The sequence below is a fragment of the Stenotrophomonas sp. Steno-C17 genome (assembly GCF_056393165.1).
On record NZ_JBWJPD010000010.1, the window covers coordinates 89,637 to 111,975 of the forward strand.

Sequence of the window (22,339 nt, forward strand, 5' to 3'; positions counted from 1 at the left end):
GCTTAGGTCCCGAACTCGATGTTTTCGGCTACAGCGCCCAAGCCGTAGTCCTCAACCACGTAGTCGTCATTGGACGACTCGAAATTGGCGACCCGGTTCTTGTTCGGCTGCTCGATGATGTGGCGGCGGCGGGAGGCAATCTGCCAGTACAACGACAGGTTGCTGAGGCTGGTCACCATCAGCGACTTGGCCGGGAAGAACGGCACGATCACCGGCATCAGGCCGCCGATGCGCTTGGTGCCCAGGATCAGTTCAGCCGCGACCTTCTCGGTGGCAGCGTCCGCCTTGTTGATGATCGGGAAGTACTTGTCGTGGACCAGCGTGCGACCGCAGATCACGACAAGGTTCGGATCATCCTGGTGCCACGGGTCGATCATGTTGGCGACCAGGTCCAGCACCAGGGCGTCGATGTTCTGGAAGTCGGCGCCGGCACCGCCGACCTTGATCTTGCCCGAGCCCTCGACACTCTCGTGCATCACGCGCTCGGGAGCGTCCTCACGATACTTCTGCAGCCAACCCTTGTTGACGTCCTGCAGCATCGGATTGGTCATGCGATTGGTGGTGGTGGCAATGCTGGTGCCGTGCCAGCCGATCATGATGCGGTCCAGACCCTGGCGCTGCGCGATGGCGTCGCGGATCAGGGTCTGGAACTCGGGGCGATGGGCCCAGGCATCCAAACGCGCGTAGGGCAGCGCGGTGTCGAAGTCGGTCTTCTGGCACTCGTAGGTATTGGAAACCAGCGAGGTCGGATCGGACGGGTTGCGCTCACCGTTGCCGCTGGTGTCGGTACGGCCGGCGATGGTGCCGCTGATGCCCACACCGACCTTCTGGCCCTTGAGGTCGTTCACGCCGACCATGTTGATCGCCTGCAGGAAAGCGCTGCTCTCCTGAATTCGGGCTTCGAGGTTCTGCTGCACCGTCGGCTCGACGGAGAAGGTGTTGGCCACGCCGCTGACATTGTTCAGCTTTGCAACCTGCTGGGTGTAGCCCTCGAACTGGCGGCGGGTTTCGGTACGCATGGGTTTCTCCGGGTATCTGGAAGGTGGGGGCGATCAGCAGTCGGTGACGTTCGCGGCGTCCACGTCCTTGCCGCCGGTGATGACGGGGCGCTGGGTAAAGCCCTGCGGGGTTTCATCGAGCTTCTTGCGGAAGCCGGCAACCTGGGTGGAGAGGGCCTGCACCTGCTCGCGCAGGTCGCGGTTGTCCTGCTCCAGCTTCACCATGGCCGCATCCTGCTCGCCTACGGCGCCCAGCAGCTGATCGGCGAAAGCCGCCAGGTCGAAATCGGCCTCATCCTTGACCGGCGTTGCCGGGGCGGGCTTCTTGCCCATGCCGAGGCTGGAAAGGAGGGTGGCGACAGGGCCGGGGCGAGCGCTGGCCGGAGCGTCGCTGGTGAAGTGGATCGTGGTCTCGGCCGCTTCGGTGAACAGGTTCTCAGGCGCCTGCTTACGGTCAGCGAGCGGATTCTTGTCCGGGTGCTGGGCAGCGAAGGCCAGCATGCTGGTGCCCAGGCTCGCCGGCGAGTCCGTCACGGCCAGGCCGAAGAGATAGGCCTTGCCGCTATCGGCAAACTCCGGCGCAATCTCGATGCTGGTGAACACCTTCTGCTTGCGGTTGTTGACGATCTCAACCAGGTCGTCGGTCGGCTCGACCTGAGCGAACAGTGCGAGCTTCTTCTTGCCCGCGATATCGACCTCTTCGGCCTTGACCGCCACCACGTCGCCGTAGGCCCGGAAGGGGCTATCCGGCAGCGAGCTGCGGATGTGCTCCATCCAGATCCGGGCGCCATAGACCTCGGGGTTGTACGTTTCAGCGATCTCGACAATCTGCTGCCGTTCGATCACACGACCGTCGCTGGTGGCGCCTTCGACGGCCACGCGGAAGAACTCGGAACGCTTCTTGTTTTTGGTGGCCATCTCGCCCTCTGCTGGTGTCGGTGCACATCGGTTCTCGATGTGATGACCCATGGTCGATTGAGAGCGGTTGGGCGGCAACGCGATTGGTTTGTAAGGCGCTGTTATACGTAGGGTTTCGGTGTCGCGCGCGCGTGAGCCCGGTCAACCTGTTCACGTGACCAGCGTAGCCGAACAACTCCACGTCGATCCACGACGCCAAGCCAAGTTCCTGTACTGGATGGGCTGGCGCGTGTGCGATATCGCCTCGTTGATTGGTGAGAAGGAGAAGACCGTCCACAGCTGGAAGGCGCGCGACGAATGGGACCGTGCTGACACCGTCGAACGTATCGGCGGTGCGCTTGAAGCACGCCTTGCCATCTTGATCCACAAAGAGGGAAAGACGGGCGGCGACTTTAAGGAGATCGATCTGCTGCACCGGCAGCTGGAACGGCAGGCTCGTATCCAGCGATACCAGGGTGGTGGCAACGAGAGCGACCTGAATCCGGCAGTGGCCAACCGCAATGCCGTCCCGAAGAAGAAGGCACGCAAGAACGAGTTCAGCGAGGAAGAGATCGAGCGCCTGCAGACGGCGTTCGTAGATGGCTGCTTCGACTACCAGCGCGACTGGTACCGTGCCGGCAACGAGCGCACGCGCATCATACTGAAGTCGCGTCAGATTGGCGCAACCTACTACTTCGCCCGCGAGGCGCTGATTGATGCGCTGACAACGGGCCGCAACCAGATTTTCCTGAGCGCATCCAAGAGCCAGGCACACGTCTTCCTTGGTTACATGCGTGGCTTTGTGCGTCAGGTGCTGGACCGGGATCTGACCGGCGATCCGATCACCCTGGCCAACGGTGCCGAGCTGTACTTCCTCGGTACGAACGCCCGCACCGCGCAGAGCTACCACGGCAATCTCTACTTCGACGAGTTCTTCTGGACCTACGGTTTCAAGGAATTGAACAAGGTCGCCAGCGGTATGGCGATGCACACGAAGTGGCGCAAGACCTACTTCAGCACGCCGTCTACGATGGCGCACGAAGCGTTCGATTTCTGGACCGGCGACCGTTTCAACAAGGGCCGGCCAGTATCCCAGCAGCTACAGCTGGACGTGAGCCACGGGAGGCTGATGGGCGGGCGCAGGTGCGAGGACGCCATCTGGCGTCAGATCGTGACCGTACTCGATGCGGCTGGCCGAGGCTGCGATCTGTTTGATATCGAGGAACTTCGCCGCGAGTACAGCGCCGAGGAGTTTGCCAACCTGCTGATGTGCGAGTTCGTGGATGACAGCGCCAGCATCTTCCCGCTCACCATGCTGCAACCTTGCCAGGTCGATAGCTGGGTGGAATGGGCTGACGACTTCAAGCCGCTGGCCATCCGGCCCTACGGCGACCGTGCGGTGTGGATCGGATACGACCCAGCAGAGACGGGCGACAGTGCGGGCATCGTCGTGCTGGCACCGCCGCTGGTGCCGGGTGGGAAGTTCCGCGTACTGGAACGGCATCAGTTCAAGGGCATGGATTTTGCGGCCCAGGCTGCATTCATTCAGCAGGTGACCCTGCGCTATTGGGTGACGTATATCGGCATCGATGCCACCGGCATGGGTACCGGTGTTGCCCAGCTGGTGCGCCAGTTCTTCCCTGGCGTGACCATCTTCAACTACTCGCCTGAGGTGAAGGCTCGGCTGGTGTTGAAGGCGTTCGATGTCATCAAGAACGAGCGCCTCGAATACGACGCGGGGTGGACCGACCTAACCCAGTCGCTGTTGGCTATCCAGAAGACCATCACACCCAGCGGGCGCCAGGTCACGTACACGGCTGGACGCTCGCGCACCACCGGTCACGCCGATCTGGCCTGGGCACTCATGCACGCGCTACAGAACGAGCCGCTCGAAGGCGGCACTGCCGCTCGCAGCTCTATGGAGATTTTCTGATGGTAGACACCGACCAAGGCGCCACTGTGGCGCAACCGGCCACCACCGAGGTATTCACCTTCGGCGATCCCACGCCGGTGCTGGAATCGCGCGGGATCTTCGATTACCTCGAATGCTGGCGCAACGGGCGCTACTACGAGCCGCCGGTGGATCTGCATGGGTTGTCGCGCACCACCCGAGCCAATCCCTACCTGCAGAGCGGGCTGACGTTCAAGCGCAATATGCTGGTGCGAACCTTCCGGCCGCACCGGCTCATGAGCAGGGAAGCTTTCGCGCAGCTGGCGTTGGACTACATCACCTTCGGAATGGCCTATGTGGAGCGCCGCCGGGCCATGTCGGGCAACGCGCACAGCCTAGCGGTGCCGCTGGCGCAGTACATGCGTCGTGGCGTTGAGGCGGGCGAGTACTTCCAGGTGCGCGCCGGCCGCGTCGAGCACGAGTTCAAGCCGGGCGAGGTGTTCCAGCTGCGCGAGGCCGACCCCGATCAGGAGGTCTATGGTCTGCCGGAATGGATGCCGGCGGTGCAGTCGGCACTGCTCAACGAATCGGCGACGCTGTTCCGTCGCAAGTACTACAACAACGGCTCGCACGCCGGGTTCATTCTTTACCTGACCGATCCGCAGCCGGAGGATGGCGATGTTTCCAAGCTGCGCGAGGCACTGCGGCAGTCACGCGGGCCTGGCAACTTCCGTAACCTGTTCGTGCATTCGCCGAACGGGAAGAAGGATGGCCTGCAGCTGATTCCGGTGAGCGAAGTGGCGGCAAAGGATGAATTCACCGGTATCAAGAGCGTCACCCGCGACGACATGCTGGCCTCGCTACGGACCCCGCCGCAGCTGCTGGGGATCGTGCCGCAGAACAGCGGCGGCTTCGGTTCCATCCGCGAGGCGGCGATGGTGTGGGCTGCTATGGAACTGGCTCCGCTGCAGACACGGCTGACCGCGATCAATGAATGGCTCGGCCAGGACGTGATCGCCTTTGACCCCTTCGAACTGGCTCCCGCTGCATGAATGTGAACCGAAAGAACCTGCGTTGCGGCGGATGTGCGCGCCTGCTGGCCAAGGCAGCAGGTGAGTACGATCTCCAGATGAAATGTCCCCGTTGCGGGGAAATGAACCACATGAAGGCCCAGAGCCTCTCCACGGATCGCCGCGAGCGACACCACGAAGAAGGCTCTACCCATGAAGAACGAACTGATCCACGGCGATGCACTGACCGTCCTGCCGACGCTGCCGGCCAACAGCTTCGACGCGCTCATCACTGACCCGCCTTATGCGAGCGGCGGCGTGCACGCTGCTTCGCGCCAGCACCCACCGTCGAGCAAATACGTGCGCAGCGGGCTGCATGCCGACTTCCCCAGCGACGAACGCGACCAGCGCTCTCACTTGGCGTGGATGCAGCTGTGGCTGGCGCAGTGCCACCGCGTGCTGCGCGACGGTGCGCCGGTGCTGCTGTTCACCGACTGGCGGCAGCTGCCGCTGACGACCGATGCCCTGCAGTGTGCCGGCTTCACTTGGCGCGGCGTGGCGGTCTGGGACAAGACAGCGGGCGTACGGCCCCAGCGCGGCCGATTCTCCAACCAGGCGGAATACGTTGTGTGGGGCAGCAAGGGCGGGATGCCGCTGGACCGGGCGGCCCCCACACTGCCAGGTGTGTTCCGCGAGGCAGTGCGCAAGGCTGACAAGCACCACTTGACCGGTAAGCCGACCGACCTGATGCGCCAACTCGTGCGCATCTGCGAACAGGGCGGCCGCATCCTCGACCCGTTCGCCGGCTCGGGCACTACGTTGGTGGCTGCCGAAGCTGAGGGCTACTCCTGGACCGGAATCGAGATGACGGCCCACTACCATCAGGTCGCCAAGGCACGGCTTACACAAGAGGCGTGAGTACTGCCGTGGACTCGACAAAGGCCGCCGACTAGGCGGCCTTCTCTGTTGGACTTTGCGACTAATAGCGTGGCGGCTTCCACGTGTCTTGGTCGTCGTAATAGGGGCAGCGCTCCAAGCCGAAAGTCTGAAACAGCATGTCCGATAGGCGACGGCACCAGCTATCAGGAGAAGCGGCCAGTTCGGACAAGCTGCTGACTTCGAGCATTGGGGGTTCCATTTCGGATTCCCAGGGCTCCGGCGTCTGCTCGTCGTAGTCACGGCCTCGGAAGTAGAGGCGGTGGCCTTCGATTAGCACGCCCGAAAGCGAAATGTATGCTGGCCCGGAGACACCGCGCTCAACGAGCATAGTCGCGCAGCGATGTGCAAGATGGCGGATGTTCAGGGCTGCTGTCAGTCCAAGAACATGCAGCGTTCCGTTAGAGGGTCGCTTATCCCCGAGCCAACCGAATTCAACTAAGCCGGAGCGGAAGAATCTTACAAATTCCTCGGGACGGTCTCCTGGGCGTGCATCTTGATAGAGCAGGCCGTCGGCAGTGAATGTTCGGAAGTCAGCATGATCGTGGATCACGCTCCGGTGGCTCGTTGCTAGAGCATTAAGGTCAATCAGGTCGCCGTCGAACAAGGCGCTGAACGGCACGATGTGGACGAGGAGCCAAGCCCTATCCACCATACGCTTTTTGCGGATCGCGTCACTGAGGTGGTCCAGCCGGGAGCGTCGCCATGCTGATGCTTCCTGCAGTGCCCTACCGCGCACTTGGAATGCGACGCGGAGTTGGTTGTAGTCCATCTCGATATTCATGGTGCCCTGACGGTAAGTGAATCGCCGCTGGTTGTTGAAGAAAGACTGGAAGGGACCGCCGTACTGGGGGGGCACATCAATCACTAACACGTATCCGGAACCGACAGTTAGTGCTGTGACCGTGCATCCCACAAGCCGCGGCTGGATGCCATCCACGATGGACTGATCCAGTCGTCGCTGCGCAGCGTCGCTGTCTTCACCTGTGATTGGCAAGATTCGGGAGGCGCAAGCATCGTCGTCCTCCTCGACGCCGTACACAATTCGCCCGCCCTCAGTGTTGGCTAGGGCACAGACGTCTTTAAGAAGTTCCCTCCGGCCATCCTCTTTCTTCGATGGCTGCTCGCGCTTGAAGTCCAGATGCACCGACTCCTGCGCCCGGTCTTGCACCAGCGCCTCCAGCCACTCCCTGCTTACCGCTGCCATGCCGTTGGTCTCCGTCCGTCAGGCCGCATCAGACCGCGACTCCGCGTGTGGGTCAAGCCGTCCGAGGGTCGGCGCGCGCACTCGTCTCCCCGCCACGCCTGCGCACTTCATGGGGTGCTTTTTCTGCACTACCTGCAGCACGGCACAGCCCCGGCCCTGTATGGCGTTCTCCGGGACTCTCCGGCACCCGTTGACCCTGCGGTTCCCTGCGCGAAAGGGCCGCCTGTGAGCGTGCCTGCGGGCGTTCCCTGGCCACCCCTCGACAGTCGCAATTTTTCATGTGACCACGGGAAGGAGGTAACCAGGTAACACACATCCTCAAACCACTCGTAAGCAATTGATTGCAAATGGAAAAGTGAGGTTACCTTTTCGGGTGATATGAGGTAATTTCCTGCTGGCCAAGAGGTAATGTCATTGATTCATAAAGACTTTTTACCCGGCAGAGGTTACCTGTCTAAAAGGTAATCTGGTTACTCGATGGTTACCCTATTGTTACCTTTAGACAGAGTAGATAAACCATTGATTCTAAACGTTAATCGGCATCTTTTTGCCGCCTGATTACCTTTGTTACCTCTTTCCCGTGGCCACCTCAAAAATTGCAATCTATCGCGTGTAAGGGGGGCCATCAGCATCCCCGCAGCCGCACGCGCTCACGCCTGCCGCCCGCGCCCTTGTCGCAGGCTTTGCGACGGCCAGCCGTATGCTGCCGGCCATGCCGCTGCCCGCCGACTTCTACTGGATGCAACGCTCCGCCAGCCGCCCAGGTGATCCCCTGACCGTGATCGCATGCGCGGGCGTGTGGGTTGTCGTGCTGTCGCAGCGCGTGGACGACAGGAGTTGGGTGGCTACGCTGGACAGACACCGCCATGGGCCGGGCGGGCCATGGCGGCGCTGCAGCAGCTTCGAGAAGGGCCGCGCGGGTGCTGAGTTGTGGGTGGCCAGGCATGAGGCCCGCCTGCGCGAGGACGTGGGCAGGATCACGGCGTATCGGGAGGCAGTAAGCGCGAACAGGCTGGCCAAGCTGCACACCGCGCCGCCGTTCGGTTGGATGGGGTAGGGCCGCGAAACGTGGCGTCAGGTGACCTGCTGCAGCAGCTGCTCGTTGTTGTTGCGAGGGGTGTTGACCGCACGGGACACGCGGTACGCCTCCATCTCCGGTGGTTCAGGCGCCAGCAGCATCGCCATAGCGTCATCGGGCTTGGCCGTGAGCCACACGTCGAGCTGGTCTGGATGGAGCCACACGGGCATGCGGTCGTGGATATCGGCTGATACGCCCGAGCTCCCGCCGGTGATGATGGTGAACGTACCCAGGTTTCCGTCAGGCAACAGTGGGCTGGTGTCCTCCCAAAGCCCTGCAGCCCAAAGTGGACCATCGGCGTGGATGAACCAAGGATCTTTCTTGCCGTCCACTTCGCTGATCGACCACTCGTAGTAACCGGCTATCGGCACCAAGCATCTGCGCATTTTGAATGCCGCGCGAAATGCAGGCTTGGTGGCCACAGTCTCGACGCGGGCATTGATAGTGGAACCCTGTAGGTTCTTGGCCTTGGCCCAGAATGGCAACAGCCCCCAAGCGAGCCGGGACACCTGCCGGCCCGTTCCACGGTCGAGGATGACCGACGCACGCTGAGTGGGAGCAAGGTTGTAGCTGGGTGGAATCGCGGCCAACGCCGGCGCCAGGTCGACCACCGATGGTAGGCCGAAGTCGGGGACGGGGCGTTGTACGAATCGGCCACACATGGCGGGCAGCGTACACCTATCGGCTGGCGGTAGAGCGATATTCCGGCTATGCCGAAGAAGCGTCTGAGATAGCCCGGTCGCGGGCTGCAGTTAGCTGTTCAACCCCAAGCAACTCCTGTAACCAGACCATCATCTTCTGAACGCTGTGAGCCTGCGCTTCCGAATCCCCGCTGCCCAGATCAGCGCGTGCGATCCCCGTCAGGTCATAGAAGGTATCGAACGCTCTTTCGAGGTGATCTTCGGGAAGACGGTCTCGCATGGATTTTTGGTTCCACACCGCGATCGCGTTGCCGATGCTGATGAACTGTTCCTCGAACTTGTTCAGCCGCTCCGCCAAACTGGACGAAATCCACAGCGCATGCTTCATCCGCACTTCTATCAACGGATCGATGTTTCGCGCGTCTGCAGTCGGGCCGTCGCGAAACAGCATTGATACAAGAGTGCGGGCAGCAGCAGAGTACGCTTCGGCGAGTTCCACGTGCTTATCAAACACCACCTTGGCCATGTGCGATTGTGCAGCAACGTGGAAGGCGTTAGAGCTGCTCTCGCGCTCGAGCTGGCGTTGATAGGCCAGCTCATCGCGCAGAAGAAGGAAGACCGCGCCCGTGACTGCCACAATGCCCGGAACGGCGACCAGGGCCCTGAAATAAGTCGCCGACGCGGGGACGATCAATGCCAAGCCAACAGCCAGGACCAGCAAGATCAGAAGGGCGACAGAGGTGCGCGTTCGCATTGGGCTGGGCCGGGAAAAATGGGAATGGCCCTCAATCATATCAACGGTTCCACGCGGCCCCGCCGGGAAAATAAGTGAGGCTAACGTGCTGATTTCATTGATTAGTCTAACTATCTTGTAAACAGTAGGTCATCCGTTCGATTCGGATAAGCGGCACCACTTTCCAGCCTCCTCAACGCTGCTGATCCCTCAGGAACAGCCAAGTAATCAGCGTCGCGTCCGGTCCCTGCGGGTCGGTGAACGGCAGGCCCGAGGTGCTGCCGCTCCACGCATGCCCCATGCCCTGCACCACGTAGTGCTGCACCAGCGTGCGGCCGCCGTACTGGTAGCTGTAGACCGTATAGGCATGCCCGCCCGGCACCTGCCCATTGAAGACGCTGGTTGGCGCGGTGCCCACCGAATCGTTGTCCAGACCGTCGTCGGCCAGATCATTGGTCTGCAGGAACTGGCGCACCGCCTGCTGGCCGTTCACGGGATTCACCGTGGTATCGGCGCTGCCATGGAATACCAGCACCGGCAGCGGTCGTGGTGACGGCGATCCCGAACACTGCCAGGCCAGCCGCCCGTTGCTGTCCGGTGAGTAGACGCTGCCGGCCAGCAGCGCATAGGCACTGCCCGATACCGTGGTCGCGCCCTTGTACATGCCACCGGCATGCACCGCACCGGCGGCGAACACATCCGAATAGCAGGCCAGCATGATCGACGTCATCGCTCCACCGGCAGAAATGCCGGTCACATAGACCCGTCGAGGATCGACGCTGTAAGCGGATTTCACCGCGCCCACAATGCCGGCCAGGATCGACGCCTCGCCGCTGCCGCGTGCCTGGTTCACCGGCAACTGCCAGTTCCAGCAGCGCCCGCCATTGGCGGTCACGTTCTGCCGCGGGTACACCACGATGAAGCCCTCGCTGTCAGCTACCTCGTTGAAGCCCGATGCCTCGCCCATCAGGTTGGGCCCGGTCACGCAGCCGTGCAGGACCAGCAGCACGGGCAGCGGCTGGCTGGCCTGGTAGCCGGCAGGCACCCACACCTGGTACTCGCGGCTGCCGAACAGGTTGCCGTACACGCCGGCATCCCAGTGCCCCTCGGCGCCTGCCGCCGCAGCGCTTACGCCCATGGCCAGGCACAGGCACAACGCCCGCCCTGCCGCTCTGATCGAATCGACGACAGCGTTCATGCCAGCTCCTGGTGCGTGCGCGATGGCCGCCGGTGACGGCGCGCCCAGTATCCCGATCCGGCCCGGGCTGCCGACTGGACCTAGGTCCACTCGCCGGGCCCCGGCCGCGCCGCTAGCCTTGGCACGATGGGCGGCGTGGGCCACCCGCGTGGCACTGGGGAGGAGCGAATGAAACGGAATTGTTTGAGCCTGATGATCGGCGCGCTGGTGGTGTCCGGGCCGGTACTGGCCCAGCAGGCGGCAGAGCCTGCGCCCACCGCGGGCAAGGCGGCCACGGCCACCAACCTGGACAGCATCATGGTTACCGCGCGCAAGCGCGAAGAGACCCTGCAGGAAGTGCCGGTGGCCGTCACCGCGTTCACCTCCGAAGCGCTGGACAAGATGAACGTGCAGGACATCAGCGACCTGGATGCGCAGGTGCCGAACCTGACCATCTACGCGGCGCGCGGTGCCAGCAGCACCGTCACCGCCTACATCCGCGGCGTCGGCCAGTCCGATCCCACTTGGGGCGCCGACCCGGGCGTGGGCATCTACCTGGACGACGTCTACATCGCGCGCCCGCAGGGGGCGCTGCTGGACGTGTTCGATGTGTCGCGCATTGAAGTGCTGCGCGGCCCGCAGGGCACGCTGTACGGCAAGAACACCATTGGTGGCGCGATCAAGTACATCTCGCGCGGCCTGCCCACCCAGACCGAAGGCTTCGCACAGATCACCGTGGGCAACTACAGCCAGCTGGACGCCAAGGCGGCCATCGGCGGCCCGATCGGTGGTGCCGACAGCGGCCTGCGCGCGCGCGTGGCGGTGGCCAGCATGAACCAGGATGGTTTCGGCGAAAACACCTTCAACGGCCAGCCGGTCAGCGACAAGCAGATCAACGCGGCGCGCTTCAACCTGGGCGCCTATGCCGGCGACGATTTTGATGTGCAGTTCGCGCTGGACTGGATCGACGACAAATCCGGCATGCGCGGTTCCAAGATGCTGGCGCCGAACCCGTTCCTGCCGGCCTTCCAGCCGATGGACAGCCGCTATGACATCCGCTCGGGCATGCGCAACCTCAACAACGTGGAAAGCAAGGGCGCGTCGGCCACGGTGAACTGGCGGCCCAGCGAGGACGTTGCGCTGAAGTACGTGGTGGCAAAGCGCGAATCGGACAGCGATGGCAACGTCGATTTCGATACCACGCCGGTGAAGCTGGCCGACGTCAGCGGTACCTACCACGACGACCAGATCAGCAACGAACTGCAGTTGAACTACGATGCCGGCGGCCGCGTGCGCGGTGTGGTCGGCCTGTACCAGTTCAGTGGCGAGGCCGGTGGCCAGATCCAGAACAACTATTTCAGCGCGCAGTTCGCCGACAACCAGGGCAAGGTGCTGACCGACAGCATCGCCCTGTATGCCGACTGGACCTTCGACCTGACCAACAAGCTGAAGCTTGACCTGGGCGCGCGCTACACCGACGAGGACAAGCGCGCGATCGTGCTCAACCGCCTGTATGCCGACCCCGGCTTCAGCCGGCCGGTGGCGGTCACCGCCGACTTCGACAAGAAGACCAACTTCAGCAACGTCTCGCCCAAGGTCTCGCTGGATTACCAGATCACCCCGGACGTGATGGTCTATGGCCTGGCCACGCGTGGTTTCAAATCCGGCGGCTACAACATCCGCGCCAATGCGGTGGCGGTGCCGCGCTCGGCCGAGCCGTTCGACGATGAAACCGTGGACAGCTTCGAGATCGGCAGCAAGATGGGCTTCTTCGACCAGCGCCTGTTCCTGAACCTGTCGGCGTTCCACAACAAGTACAAGGACATCCAGCTGTCGGTGTTCACTGGCATCGACACCAACGGCGATGGCGTGGCCGATGGCTTCTTCGGTGACTTCACCAACGCCGGCAAGGGCACGGTGAACGGCCTGGAAATCGAGTACCAGTACCTGCCTACCCAGCACTGGCTGATTTCCGGCAACCTGGCCTGGCTCGATACCAAGTACGACGAGTACATGGACCGCGGCGTCAACGTGGCCGACCAGATGAAGTTCACCAATGCCCCCGACTTCTCCGGCGCGGTGAACGTGGAATACCGCACCGATCTGGCCAACGGCGGCAATCTGTCCGCGCGGGTCACCTACAGCTACCAGAGCGAGGTGTGGCCGACCACCGACCTGAGCCCGGTGATCCGCCAGGACGGCTACGGACTGGTCAACGCCGGTGTCATCTGGCGGCTGGATGATGCCTGGACGTTCTCGCTGCAGGGCACCAACCTGACCGACAAGGAATACCGCACCACCGGCTACAACATTCCGGCGGTCGGTACTCTCATTGGCTTCTACGGCCCGCCGCGGCAGTACAGTCTGAGCGTCCGTTACGATTTCTAGGAGTGAACTGCATGACGCCGTCTTACCAGGATCTGTACTGGAACAGTGACGATGGCCTGCGCCTGCACGCGCGCGACCATGCACCTGCAGCGGGGGCCGCGCCATGCGGCACCGTGGTCTGCATTCCAGGCCTGACCCGCAACGCGGCCGACTTCGATGCGCTGGCCGCCTCGTTGTCGGCGGCCGGCTGGCGCGTGCTGGCGGTGGACCTGCGCGGGCGCGCCGGTTCGCAGCGCGCGGCCGACCCGGCCAGCTACAACGCGCGCACCTACGCCGACGACATGGTGGCGCTGCTGCGCGCGCAGGGCATCGACAAGGCGGTGTTCATCGGCACCTCGCTGGGCGTACTGGTCACCCTGACCGTAGCCTCGCGCGCACCGGAACGCGTGGCAGCGGCGGTACTGAACGATGCCGGCCCGAAGGTGCCGCGCGAAGCGCTGGCGCGGATCGGCAAGTACGCCGGCAAGCCGCTGCCCGCGATGGACCTGGACCAGGCCACCGCGTACGTGGAGTCGATCGGCAAGGCCGCGTTCCCGCGCTATGGCAGCGACGATTGGCGGGCGATGGCGCAGCGCACCTTCCGCGTGCGCGATGACGGCCTGCTGGAACTGGACTACGACCCGGCGGTGATCCGTACCACCCGGCCGTGGCTGCTGTGGCTGCTGCGCCCGGTGCTGTGGCGGGCGGTACGTGGGCTGACCGCGCGCGTGCCGGTGCTGGTGGTGCGCGGTGCGCTGTCGGACATCCTGCCGGCCGATGTCGCGCGGCAGATGGTGGTCACCTCCGACCATGCCCGCCTGGTGGAAGTGCCGGCGGTCGGCCACGCACCGATGTTGAACGAGCCCGAGGCGCGCGATGCGATCCTGGCCCTGCTGGAGCGCGTGCGGTGACGGCCGCCCATGCCGAGGCCTTGCCGGCGGCCCTGCAGGCGCTGTGGCGCTGGGCGGCCAGCGAGCGCCTGGGCCCACGCAGGCGCATCGACCAGGCCCGCATTGCTGCATTCGCCGATGCCACCGGCGACCACAACTGGATCCACGTCGATCCGCAGCGCGCCCGCAGCGACCTGCCGGGCGGGCAGACCATCGCCCATGGCTTCCTGCTGCTGGCGTTGACCGTGGAAGACGATGTGGCCGCGCTGGCCGGGTTTGCCGGCATCGCCCACGTGCTGAACTACGGCTTGAACAAGGTGCGCTTCCTGGCCCCGGTACCCAGCGGCAGCGAGGTGCAGGTGCGCTCGCGCCTGGTCGGCCTGGAAGCGCGCCAGCCCGGCCAGTGGCTGCTGACCCAGCACAAGACCGTGGAAGTGGTGCCGGACGGGCAGGTGGCCGTGGTGGCCGAACAGCTGTCGCTGGTGGTGGTCGCCACCTAGCGCGGGGCCGCTGCACGGCGGCACGGGTTCTTACTACTATGGAGCGATGTTGACGCCCTCGATCGTCCTGGTGGCCTGCATCGCATGGACCGTGCTGCTGTTCGGCGTCGCGCTGTGGGGCGAACGCAAGGGGCACCGGTTGGCGCGTGCGTGGCCGATCATCTACGCGTTGTCGCTGGCGGTGCACTGCACCGCATGGACCTATTACGGGGCGGCATCGCAGGGCGTGCAGTGGGGCTTCCCGGTGCCGCCCACGCTGATCGGCATGGCCCTGATCTTTGCCTTCGGCCTGCCGTTCCTGCTGCGCCTGGGGCGGCTGGCCAAGCAGCACAACAGTGCCACCCTGGCCGATCTGGTGGTGGCGCGCCTGCGCAGCGACCAGGGGCTGGGCATCACCATCACCGTGGTGGCGCTGTTCGGCATCATTCCCTACATCGCGCTGCAGCTCAAAGCGGTCAGCCAGGGGTTGGGCGCCTTGCTGGGCGATCACTTCGCGGCCAATGGCTGGCGCCTGGACATGTCGTTCTGGTTCGCCCTGACCATGGCCGCGTTCACCCTGCTGTTCGGTGCGCGCAAGGCCTCGGCCACCGAGCACAACCGCGGCATCGTGGTGGCGCTGGGGCTGGAATCGGTGCTGAAGCTGGTGGCGCTGCTGGCCATCGGCGTGTACGCCGCGCTGTCGGTGCAGCAGTCCGGCACGCCGCTGCTGGAAAAGATGGTGACCCTGCCGCCGCCGGCGGTCATCCCCGATTTCCTGACCATGGTGCTGCTGGGTGCGTTGGCCGCGTTCACCCTGCCGCACCAGTTCCACGTGGGCGTGGTCGAGCTGCGCCAATCGTCCGATCTGAAGACGGCGCGCTGGCTGTTCCCGCTGTATCTGCTGCTGATCGGTCTGCCGTCGGTGCCGATGGCGCTGTATGGCGCGGCGCAGCTGCCGCCGTCGGTATCGCCGGATCTGTACGTGCTGGGTCTGCCACTGGCCGGTGGCCACCATCTGCTGGCCCTGGTGGCCTATCTGGGCAGCCTGAGCGCGGCCACCGGCATGATGATCCTGTCCGGCCTGACCCTGTCGATCATGCTGGGCAACCATGGCGTCGGTTCGCGCCTGCTGGGCGGCATGCAGGGCGGCGATGCCGGTGCCGACCTGCGCCCGCGCGTGCTGGCCCTGCGCCGCGCCGGCATCGTCGCCGTGTTCCTGATGTCCTGGCTGTACAGCCGGGCGATGAGTGATACCGAAGCACTGAGCGATTTCGGCCTGATGTCGTTCACCGCGCTCTCGCAGTTGGCACCGGCGGTGCTGCTGGCGGTGTACCGCCCGCGCACGCCGGCACCGGCCATCATGGCCGGCATCGTGGTGGGCTCGCTGGTGTGGCTGTGGCTGGTGCTGCTGCCGATGGTGGTGCCGGCCCCGCAGCCGACCGCCAGCGGCGACGGTCTGCACTGGCTGGCACTGCTGTCGGTTCGCCTGCAGCCGGGGCACATCGCCATCAGCATGTGCGCCAGCCTGGCCGCGAACCTGGTGGCGATCGTGCTGGTAGCGCGCGCCGTGCGCCCCTCACTGCCGCGGCAGCGCAATGCGGTGGCGGCGGCGACCATGCGCCGCACCGCCGGGCGCTTCCTGGGCCAGGAACGTGCCCGGCAGCTGATGGAAGGGCATGCCGGGCAGATGCTGGAAGGCGAACGGGTGACCGCCATCGAGCGTGAGCTGACTGCCGTGGTCGGCGCCGGCATGGCGCGGCTGCTGGTGGAAGCGGCGCGTGACGGTGGCGCGGCGCCGCTGGAGGTGGTCACCCGCGCCGTGGGCGAGGCGACCCAGGCGCTGCGCTTCAACCAGCGCCTGCTGGAGGCGGCATTGGAAAACATGAGCCAGGGCATCAGCGTGGTCGATGCGCAGTTGCAGCTGGTGGCGTGGAACAGCCGCTATGCCGCGCTGTTCCGCTTCCCGCCGGAACTGCTGCAGGTCGGGCGGCCGGTGGTGGACCTGACGGCGTGGGCGCTGGACCAGCTGCAGATCGGCCAGCGTGCCGGTGACAGCCCCGAGCAGGCACTGCAGCGCCGCGTTGCGCACATGCGGCGCGGCACCCCGCACCTGTCCGAGCGCATCTTCCCCGACAAGACCATCGTTGAAATCCGTGGCAACCCGATGCCCGGCGGTGGTTACGTGGCCACCTTCACCGACGTCACCGCCTTCCGCCGCGCCGAGACTGCGCTCAAGCGCAGCAATGAAACCCTGGAACGGCGGGTGCAGGACCGCACCGCGCGGCTGGAACAGGCGGTGCACGAGGCCGAACGGGCCAACGTGGCCAAGACCCGTTTCCTGACCGCCGTGGGCCACGACCTGATCCAACCGTTGCATGCGGCGCAGCTGCTGGCCGACGCCATGTCCCAGCACATCGATTCGGAGTTCCTCGGCAGCTTCCTGCGCCAGATCCGCGGGGCGCTCGATTCCACCGACGATCTGCTGTCGGGCCTGCTGGACATTTCGCGGCTGGAGGCCGGCGGGCTGGTGCCCGACCCGCGCCCGTTCGCGCTGGCCACCGTGCTCGATCCGCTGGCGCAGGAATTCGCCGTGCTGGCCGCTGCACGCGGCCTGCAGTTCCGCTATGTGCGCACGACGGCCTGGGTACACAGCGACCCGCTGCTGCTGCGGCGCGTGCTGCAGAACTTCCTGGCCAATGCGATCCGCTACACCCGCCAGGGCGGGGTGCTGCTGGGGGTGCGTCGTCGTGGTCCGGCGCTGTTGATCGGGGTGCATGACAGCGGCCCGGGCATCGCGCCGGAGCAGCAATCCATCGTGTTCGAGGAATTCCACCGCGGTGACCGCAGCAATGGCCAGGGCCTGGGACTGGGGCTGACCATCGCCCACCGCATCGCCCACCTGTTGCATGCACCGCTGCAGCTGCACAGCGTGCTGGATCGCGGCTCGGCGTTTTCGATCAGTGTGGCGCGGGCAACGCCCCCCGCGGTCCAACGCCCGCAGGCCAGCGCCGGTGGCAGCAGCGCGATCAAGGGCACCCGGGTGCTGGTGGTCGACAACGATCCCGACGCGCTGCAGGCCCTGCAGCAGATGCTGCTGGCCTGGGGCTGCGAGGTGGTGGCGGTGGGCGATGCCAGCGCCGTGGGCAGTGCCGCGGCCGACGCCGCCCTGTGGCTGTTCGACTACCACCTGGACCAGGGCGATACCGGGGTGGCGCTGTGGCAGCGGCTGGTGGCCGCGCATGGACCGCGGCCGACCGTGGTGCTCAGCGCCGACACCGGCAGCGAGGTGCGCGAGGCGGTGCGCGCGGTGGGTCTGTCACTGCTCAACAAGCCCTTCAAGCCGTTGGCCCTGCGCTGGGCGATCAACCACCTGCTGGCGGCACCGGTTACCGTGGCCGACTGAAGGCTCAGGCCTCCTGCGTGTCCTCGATCTGACGAGCGGGATCGGTCAGTCCCATTTCGTGCAGCACGCGGATGGCCTGCGCGCGGTTGCGCACGCCCAGCCGCTCCATGATGCGGGTCATGTGTGCTTTCACCGTGCGCAGCTGCACCCCCAGGCGATCGGCGATCTGCTTGTTCAGCAGGCCCTCGGCGACCAGGCTCAGCACCTTGTACTGGTGCGCCGACAGGCTGGACAGGCGTGCGGCCAGGTCGGCGTCCTTGTTGAACGGCGTAACCCGCGCCACCGCTTCGCGCAGCAACGCCGGAATCCAGCGTTCGCCTTCCAGCACGGTCTGCAGCGCGTGCTGCAGGTCGTTCAGGCCGGAACTCTTGGGCAGGTAGCCGGCCGCGCCCAGATCGATCGCGCGGCGGATCACGTGCGGTTCTTCGTTGGCCGACACGATGATGATCGCCAGCCCCGGCTGCAGCGCGCGGATGGTGGCCAGCCCGGCCAGGCCGTGGTTGCCCGGCATGTGCAGGTCCAGCAGCATCAGGTCGATGGGCTGGCTTTCCAGTGCTTCCAGCACCGTTTCCAGCGAATCGGCCTCGCTGATCTGCAGGTCGGCCACGGCGTCCTCGGCCGCGCGGTGCAGGGCGGCGCGGAACAAGGGGTGGTCGTCGGCGATCAGCAGGCTGGGCATGTTCTGGCGAGGTTAGCAAAACCGCCGCTGCCGGGCACAGGTACCTAGGTACGCTGGCGTGGCCTGCGTGGATCGCTAGTGTGGCCAATGAACCCGGCCACCCTGAGGCGGCCCACAAGGAGCGCACCATGCCAACGGAACACGCCGCAGCGCAGGCCTACCCGCTGCTGATCAAACAACTGCTGCACACACCGCTGGCGACGCGCCCGCAGCAGGAGATCGTGTACGGCGACCGCGTGCGCTTCGACTACCGCACCCTGCAGGCGCGCATCGGCCAACTGGCCGGCCTGCTGGCATCGCTGGGCGTGAAGCCGGGCGATACCGTGGCGGTGATGGACTGGGACAGCAACCGCTACCTGGAAAGCTACTTCGCCGTACCGATGCTGGGCGCGGTGCTGATGATGGTGAACATCCGCCTGGCGCCGGAACAGATCGCCTACACCCTGAACCACAGCGGGGCGCGGGTGATCCTGGCCAACCGCGATTTCCTGCCGGTGCTGGACGCGCTGCACGAACAGCTGCCGGACCTGCACACGCGCATCCTGCTGGATGATGAGGACGGCGCGCTGCCGGCCGGGTTTGCCACCGAATATGAAGCCGGTCTGCGCGCGGCCACGCCGGTCACCTGCTTCCCCGATTTCGACGAGAACACGCGGGCCACGGTGTTCTATACCACCGGCACCACCGGCCTGCCCAAGGGGGTGTGCTTCAGCCATCGCCAGCTGGTGCTGCATTCGCTGGCCGCGATGGCCGCGCTGGGCAGTGCGGCCATCCAGGGACGCCTGCATCGCGACGACGTCTACATGCCGATCACGCCCATGTTCCATGTGCACGCCTGGGGCGTTCCCTATGTGGCCACCCTGATGGGCATCAAGCAGGTGTATCCCGGCCGCTACCTGCCGGCCCGCCTGCTGCAGCTGATCGACCGCGAGAAGGTGACGTTCTCGCATTGCGTGCCGACCATCCTGCACATGCTGCTGGAGCATGCGGATGCAGTGCAGGCGGACCTGCGCGGCTGGAAGGTGATCATCGGCGGTGCGGCGCTGCCGCGTGCGTTGGCCCAGCAGGCGCTGGCGCGCGGCATCGATGTGTTCGGCGGCTACGGCATGTCCGAAACCTGCCCGCTGCTGACTCTGGCGCAGATCGATGCCGACGCGGTGGCCGATGCGGACCAGGAACTGTCACTGCGCACCAAGGCGGGCATTCCGGTGCCGCTGGTCGAGCTGCGCATCGTGGATGCGCAGATGCAGGACGTCGCCCACGACGGCAGTGCCACCGGCGAGGTAGTGGTGCGTGCGCCGTGGCTGACCCCGGGCTACCTGCACAACCCCGAGGCATCGGCGGCGCTGTGGGCGGGCGGCTACCTGCATACCGGTGACATCGGCAACATCGACAGCGGCGGCTACCTGCGGGTGACCGACCGCATCAAGGATGTGATCAAGACCGGCGGCGAGTGGATCTCGTCGCTGGCGCTGGAAGACATCATCGCGCTGCACCCGGCGGTGAACGAGGTGGCGGTGATCGGCATTGCCGATGCGAAGTGGGGCGAGCGGCCGCTGCCGCTGGTGGTGCGGCAGGCCGGCAGCGAAGTGAGCGAAGCGGAGATCATCGAACTGGTGGCCGCGCGCAGCCGCAGCGGCGACATTTCCCGCTATGCGATTCCCGAACGGGTGCGCTTCGTGGACGCACTGGAGCGCACCAGCGTGGGCAAGATCAACAAGAAGAAGCTGCGCAGCCTGCACGACCCGGAGGCCGCGATTCCAACGCAGTGAGCGGGCGCAGACCGTTGGCGCGCGGCGGAAGGTGGCGGGCGCTGCGTGGTCTCAATCCCGGCGAACGTGACGAAACCGGTGGGCACGCGGCCCCCACGCAGCGCCCGCCGTAGAGCCGATGCGGGCAGGTGCGCAGGGTAAGAACCTCATTCGCAGGAGTGAAGCCCGGCATGCCGTGGTTGCTGGTATTGCATGATCTGCACGCGCGGCGCGCGCGCGAGTGCCGGTTCTGCAACGACAGAATGCGCGGTGCCGCTGAACGGAGGAGGGCATCGCAGCATTCCTCACATGCCGGCCTATGGCCCGGTCGCATACTCCGCCCATCTGCCCGCTCCGGGCCGTCCAGGGAATCGACCATGCGCCATTCCGCTCTCTCCCTCATCTTCACCGCGTTCGGTATCGCGCTGGCGGCACCGGCGCTGGCCGCCGTGCCGTTCCTCAATGCGCGCTGTCCCGGCGGCATCGACGTGCACGCCGACGCAGGCGGACCGGTCTATGTACAGGGGCGGCAGACGACCCTGAAACACGTGAACGACCGCTACGCCGAGGCGCGCGACGCGCAGACTGGGCTGACGGTATCCATCAGCACCGGCGACGACGGCACCCCGCAGGTCAGCTATACCGGACGCGGTGGGGCCAACGGCATCTGCCAGGTCAGCGACAGCGGAGCAGCGGCACCGCCATCGCCATCGCCCGTGCGCCGGCACGAGACGGACGGCGATGCCGCATTGCCCAACGAGGTGACGTGCGAATCCAACGACCAGCGCCAGGTGTCGTGTGACATGAACACCCGTGGCAACGTGGAAGTGAGCCGCCAGCTCAGCCGCACCCGCTGCGAGCAGGGGCTGAACTGGGGTCTGTCGCGGCATTCGGTGTGGGTCAGCGGCGGCTGCCGCGCCGTGTTCCGCAACACCTCCAGCGCGGCCCGCGCCGTACCCGCCGGCGATACCGCGCTGGGATCGTGTAATGCCCGCAAGGGCGACCAGGGCACGCTGGTCACCCAGGTGCCGGTGGGCAGCGATTACCAGGAACTGATCATCGATTATTCCGATGGCCGCTTCCTGTGCATGCTGCGCAACAACGGGCAGGTGCAGAGCCTGACGCCGGTGCGCCGTCGCGGGGGTTGAGCTGTTCGTGCCCGCCGCCCTATGGTAGCTGCCCTCACCTGCTTGGATAGTCAGAACCATGTCCCATCTTCTGGCCAAGGCCGCGGAAAAGGCGGATCTCGACCGGATGGAGGCCTTGCTTGATGCAGGCGCCGATATCGAGTGGCAGCACAAGGGCACGGGGCGTACCCCCCTGCTGTCGGCCGTCATTGCCGGGAAGCGGGACGCAGTGGCAAGGCTGCTGGATCGTGGCGCCAACATCCAGCATGCCTGCAGCGCACTCGGCTACACGGCGTTGGGTTGGGCCGCCGAGCAAGGCGATGTTGATATCGGACGGCTGTTGATCGAGCGCGGAGCTCCGGTGGACATCGCATCGCCGGAGTCGCGGTACACACCGTTGATGTTGGCATCGTCCGGTGGGCATTTACCGATGGTTGAACTCTTGCTGGAAAGCGGCGCCAACGTGGCAGCGCTGGATTTTGAAGGGCGCAATGCACTCATGCTGGCTGTGGCTCGCAACCACGGGGACGTGGCAGTACGCCTGCAGGCGGCAGGTGCGCAGATGCCGCCCGTTCTGGTGGAGGCGCGGCCCCTCGAGTGGCCTGAGCCAGACGCCGGAGGGGAGCCTGCGGCGGTGGTGCGCGGTTACGTGTTGGACTATCACGCCTGGGAAACGCGCGGCTACAACGATTCCCGCTCCGGCGGTAACCTCATGCTCAGCGAGGGTTTCCAGCAGGATAAACTGACCATTCTGACGACCTGGTGTACCGACCGCAGGCGTGTGTACTCGACCGGCGTTTCGGTGGGGAACCCCCGGCGATACGTGCCTGACGATTTGCTGGTAGCCATTGCGAGGCCCTCGGCGTCGAAGGCGGAAGTGCTGGTCCGCGATGATCCGCAGAAGTCGCGCTCCCTGCGTTACGAGCACTTGTTCGTGCTCAAGCGTGTGGGTGGGCAGTGGCGGATCGATGTGCTGAAGAAGCGCGTGTTTCACACCGAGCGTTGGGCGGCGGCCATTCTCTAGCGATCAGGCAGATTGAACGCGACTGTGCTCCTGCTGCACCGCCGCGAGTGG

General features: G+C 65.3%; 19 protein-coding genes. 12 read left to right on the top strand and 7 right to left on the bottom strand.

Annotated elements, in window-relative coordinates; all coding sequences use genetic code 11:
• Positions 1-2: 2 nt before the first annotated feature.
• Complete coding sequence (locus tag AC06FA_RS11035) at positions 3-1,019, bottom strand: phage major capsid protein, P2 family (RefSeq protein WP_478068325.1); 1,017 nt, start codon at positions 1,017-1,019, stop codon at positions 3-5.
• Positions 1,020-1,052: 33 nt separating this feature from the next.
• Positions 1,053-1,916, bottom strand: a complete 864-nt coding sequence (locus AC06FA_RS11040) for a GPO family capsid scaffolding protein (protein WP_478068326.1) — start codon at positions 1,914-1,916, stop codon at positions 1,053-1,055.
• Between the two features lie 154 nt (positions 1,917-2,070).
• Between AC06FA_RS11040 and AC06FA_RS11045 the strand changes: the two genes are divergently transcribed.
• From AC06FA_RS11045 to AC06FA_RS11060, 4 genes are read left to right on the top strand one after another with little or no spacing between them, the layout of a single operon-like run.
• Entirely contained in the window at positions 2,071-3,828 is a 1,758-nt protein-coding gene (locus AC06FA_RS11045) for a terminase ATPase subunit family protein (protein WP_478068327.1), read from the top strand.
• Complete coding sequence (locus AC06FA_RS11050) at positions 3,828-4,838, top strand: phage portal protein (RefSeq protein ID WP_478068328.1); 1,011 nt, start codon at positions 3,828-3,830, stop codon at positions 4,836-4,838. The genes AC06FA_RS11045 and AC06FA_RS11050 overlap by 1 nt, the downstream gene beginning before the upstream one ends.
• Positions 4,835-5,092 (top strand): Com family DNA-binding transcriptional regulator, encoded by a 258-nt coding sequence (locus tag AC06FA_RS11055; protein WP_478068329.1) that lies wholly within the window; start codon positions 4,835-4,837, stop codon positions 5,090-5,092. Before AC06FA_RS11050 ends, AC06FA_RS11055 begins: the two co-directional genes overlap by 4 nt.
• Positions 5,010-5,714 carry a DNA-methyltransferase gene (locus AC06FA_RS11060; protein WP_478068330.1) on the top strand — a complete coding sequence of 235 codons (705 nt, stop codon included), beginning with the start codon at positions 5,010-5,012 and terminating at the stop codon, positions 5,712-5,714. Before AC06FA_RS11055 ends, AC06FA_RS11060 begins: the two co-directional genes overlap by 83 nt.
• Positions 5,715-5,775: 61 nt before the next feature.
• Here AC06FA_RS11060 and AC06FA_RS11065 read toward each other — a convergent pair whose 3' ends face one another.
• Positions 5,776-6,939 (bottom strand): AlbA family DNA-binding domain-containing protein, encoded by a 1,164-nt coding sequence (locus AC06FA_RS11065; RefSeq protein ID WP_478068331.1) that lies wholly within the window; start codon positions 6,937-6,939, stop codon positions 5,776-5,778.
• A gap of 712 nt (positions 6,940-7,651) precedes the next feature.
• Between AC06FA_RS11065 and AC06FA_RS11070 the strand changes: the two genes are divergently transcribed.
• A complete protein-coding gene (locus AC06FA_RS11070; RefSeq protein ID WP_478068332.1) occupies positions 7,652-7,996 on the top strand; it encodes a hypothetical protein in 345 nt (114 codons plus the stop codon).
• 17 nt (positions 7,997-8,013) lie between these two features.
• Here the strand turns inward: AC06FA_RS11070 and AC06FA_RS11075 are convergent, their stop codons facing one another.
• From AC06FA_RS11075 to AC06FA_RS11085, 3 genes are all read right to left on the bottom strand, one after another.
• The gene (locus tag AC06FA_RS11075; RefSeq protein WP_478068333.1) at positions 8,014-8,679 is read right to left on the bottom strand and encodes an SOS response-associated peptidase; all 666 of its coding nucleotides are present in this window, start codon (positions 8,677-8,679) and stop codon (positions 8,014-8,016) included.
• A gap of 46 nt (positions 8,680-8,725) precedes the next feature.
• Positions 8,726-9,358: a hypothetical protein gene (locus AC06FA_RS11080; protein ID WP_478068334.1), complete on the bottom strand. Its 633-nt coding sequence runs from the start codon at positions 9,356-9,358 to the stop codon at positions 8,726-8,728.
• Between the two features lie 226 nt (positions 9,359-9,584).
• Positions 9,585-10,589 (bottom strand): extracellular catalytic domain type 1 short-chain-length polyhydroxyalkanoate depolymerase, encoded by a 1,005-nt coding sequence (locus AC06FA_RS11085; protein WP_478068335.1) that lies wholly within the window; start codon positions 10,587-10,589, stop codon positions 9,585-9,587.
• A 168-nt stretch (positions 10,590-10,757) separates the two neighbouring features.
• Between AC06FA_RS11085 and AC06FA_RS11090 the strand changes: the two genes are divergently transcribed.
• From AC06FA_RS11090 to AC06FA_RS11105, 4 genes are read left to right on the top strand one after another with little or no spacing between them, the layout of a single operon-like run.
• Positions 10,758-12,956, top strand: a complete 2,199-nt coding sequence (locus tag AC06FA_RS11090; protein ID WP_478068336.1) for a TonB-dependent receptor — start codon at positions 10,758-10,760, stop codon at positions 12,954-12,956.
• A gap of 11 nt (positions 12,957-12,967) precedes the next feature.
• Positions 12,968-13,846, top strand: coding sequence for an alpha/beta fold hydrolase (locus tag AC06FA_RS11095; protein ID WP_478068337.1), 879 nt, complete (start codon positions 12,968-12,970; stop codon positions 13,844-13,846).
• The gene (locus AC06FA_RS11100) at positions 13,843-14,325 is read left to right on the top strand and encodes a MaoC/PaaZ C-terminal domain-containing protein (RefSeq protein ID WP_478068338.1); all 483 of its coding nucleotides are present in this window, start codon (positions 13,843-13,845) and stop codon (positions 14,323-14,325) included. The genes AC06FA_RS11095 and AC06FA_RS11100 overlap by 4 nt, the downstream gene beginning before the upstream one ends.
• Positions 14,326-14,371: 46 nt before the next feature.
• A complete protein-coding gene (locus tag AC06FA_RS11105) occupies positions 14,372-17,707 on the top strand; it encodes a hybrid sensor histidine kinase/response regulator (RefSeq protein ID WP_478068339.1) in 3,336 nt (1,111 codons plus the stop codon).
• 4 nt (positions 17,708-17,711) lie between these two features.
• Here AC06FA_RS11105 and AC06FA_RS11110 read toward each other — a convergent pair whose 3' ends face one another.
• Complete coding sequence (locus tag AC06FA_RS11110) at positions 17,712-18,386, bottom strand: response regulator transcription factor (protein WP_478068340.1); 675 nt, start codon at positions 18,384-18,386, stop codon at positions 17,712-17,714.
• 128 nt (positions 18,387-18,514) lie between these two features.
• Here AC06FA_RS11110 and AC06FA_RS11115 point away from each other — a divergent pair, with 128 nt between their 5' ends.
• The 3 genes from AC06FA_RS11115 to AC06FA_RS11125 all read left to right on the top strand — a co-directional run bounded on the left by AC06FA_RS11115 (position 18,515) and on the right by AC06FA_RS11125 (position 22,288).
• Entirely contained in the window at positions 18,515-20,158 is a 1,644-nt protein-coding gene (locus tag AC06FA_RS11115) for a fatty acid--CoA ligase (protein WP_478068341.1), read from the top strand.
• Positions 20,159-20,514: 356 nt separating this feature from the next.
• Entirely contained in the window at positions 20,515-21,285 is a 771-nt protein-coding gene (locus tag AC06FA_RS11120) for a DUF3011 domain-containing protein (protein WP_478068342.1), read from the top strand.
• Between the two features lie 58 nt (positions 21,286-21,343).
• A complete protein-coding gene (locus AC06FA_RS11125; protein ID WP_478068343.1) occupies positions 21,344-22,288 on the top strand; it encodes an ankyrin repeat domain-containing protein in 945 nt (314 codons plus the stop codon).
• Positions 22,289-22,339 lie beyond the last annotated feature (51 nt).

What these genes read in the sequence shown, in the direction of transcription:
- AC06FA_RS11065 (WP_478068331.1), bottom strand. Translation starts at nt 6,939, where the DNA reads ATGGCAGCGGTAAGCAGGGAGTGGCTGGAGGCGCTGGTGCAAGACCGG.
- AC06FA_RS11040 (WP_478068326.1), bottom strand. Translation starts at nt 1,916, where the DNA reads ATGGCCACCAAAAACAAGAAGCGTTCCGAGTTCTTCCGCGTGGCCGTC.
- AC06FA_RS11085 (WP_478068335.1), bottom strand. Translation starts at nt 10,589, where the DNA reads ATGAACGCTGTCGTCGATTCGATCAGAGCGGCAGGGCGGGCGTTGTGC.
- AC06FA_RS11090 (WP_478068336.1), top strand. Translation starts at nt 10,758, where the DNA reads ATGAAACGGAATTGTTTGAGCCTGATGATCGGCGCGCTGGTGGTGTCC.
- AC06FA_RS11060 (WP_478068330.1), top strand. Translation starts at nt 5,010, where the DNA reads ATGAAGAACGAACTGATCCACGGCGATGCACTGACCGTCCTGCCGACG.
- AC06FA_RS11110 (WP_478068340.1), bottom strand. Translation starts at nt 18,386, where the DNA reads ATGCCCAGCCTGCTGATCGCCGACGACCACCCCTTGTTCCGCGCCGCC.
- AC06FA_RS11125 (WP_478068343.1), top strand. Translation starts at nt 21,344, where the DNA reads ATGTCCCATCTTCTGGCCAAGGCCGCGGAAAAGGCGGATCTCGACCGG.
- AC06FA_RS11105 (WP_478068339.1), top strand. Translation starts at nt 14,372, where the DNA reads ATGTTGACGCCCTCGATCGTCCTGGTGGCCTGCATCGCATGGACCGTG.
- AC06FA_RS11075 (WP_478068333.1), bottom strand. Translation starts at nt 8,679, where the DNA reads ATGTGTGGCCGATTCGTACAACGCCCCGTCCCCGACTTCGGCCTACCA.
- AC06FA_RS11115 (WP_478068341.1), top strand. Translation starts at nt 18,515, where the DNA reads ATGCCAACGGAACACGCCGCAGCGCAGGCCTACCCGCTGCTGATCAAA.
- AC06FA_RS11095 (WP_478068337.1), top strand. Translation starts at nt 12,968, where the DNA reads ATGACGCCGTCTTACCAGGATCTGTACTGGAACAGTGACGATGGCCTG.
- AC06FA_RS11055 (WP_478068329.1), top strand. Translation starts at nt 4,835, where the DNA reads ATGAATGTGAACCGAAAGAACCTGCGTTGCGGCGGATGTGCGCGCCTG.
- AC06FA_RS11035 (WP_478068325.1), bottom strand. Translation starts at nt 1,019, where the DNA reads ATGCGTACCGAAACCCGCCGCCAGTTCGAGGGCTACACCCAGCAGGTT.
- AC06FA_RS11050 (WP_478068328.1), top strand. Translation starts at nt 3,828, where the DNA reads ATGGTAGACACCGACCAAGGCGCCACTGTGGCGCAACCGGCCACCACC.
- AC06FA_RS11120 (WP_478068342.1), top strand. Translation starts at nt 20,515, where the DNA reads ATGCGCCATTCCGCTCTCTCCCTCATCTTCACCGCGTTCGGTATCGCG.
- AC06FA_RS11070 (WP_478068332.1), top strand. Translation starts at nt 7,652, where the DNA reads ATGCCGCTGCCCGCCGACTTCTACTGGATGCAACGCTCCGCCAGCCGC.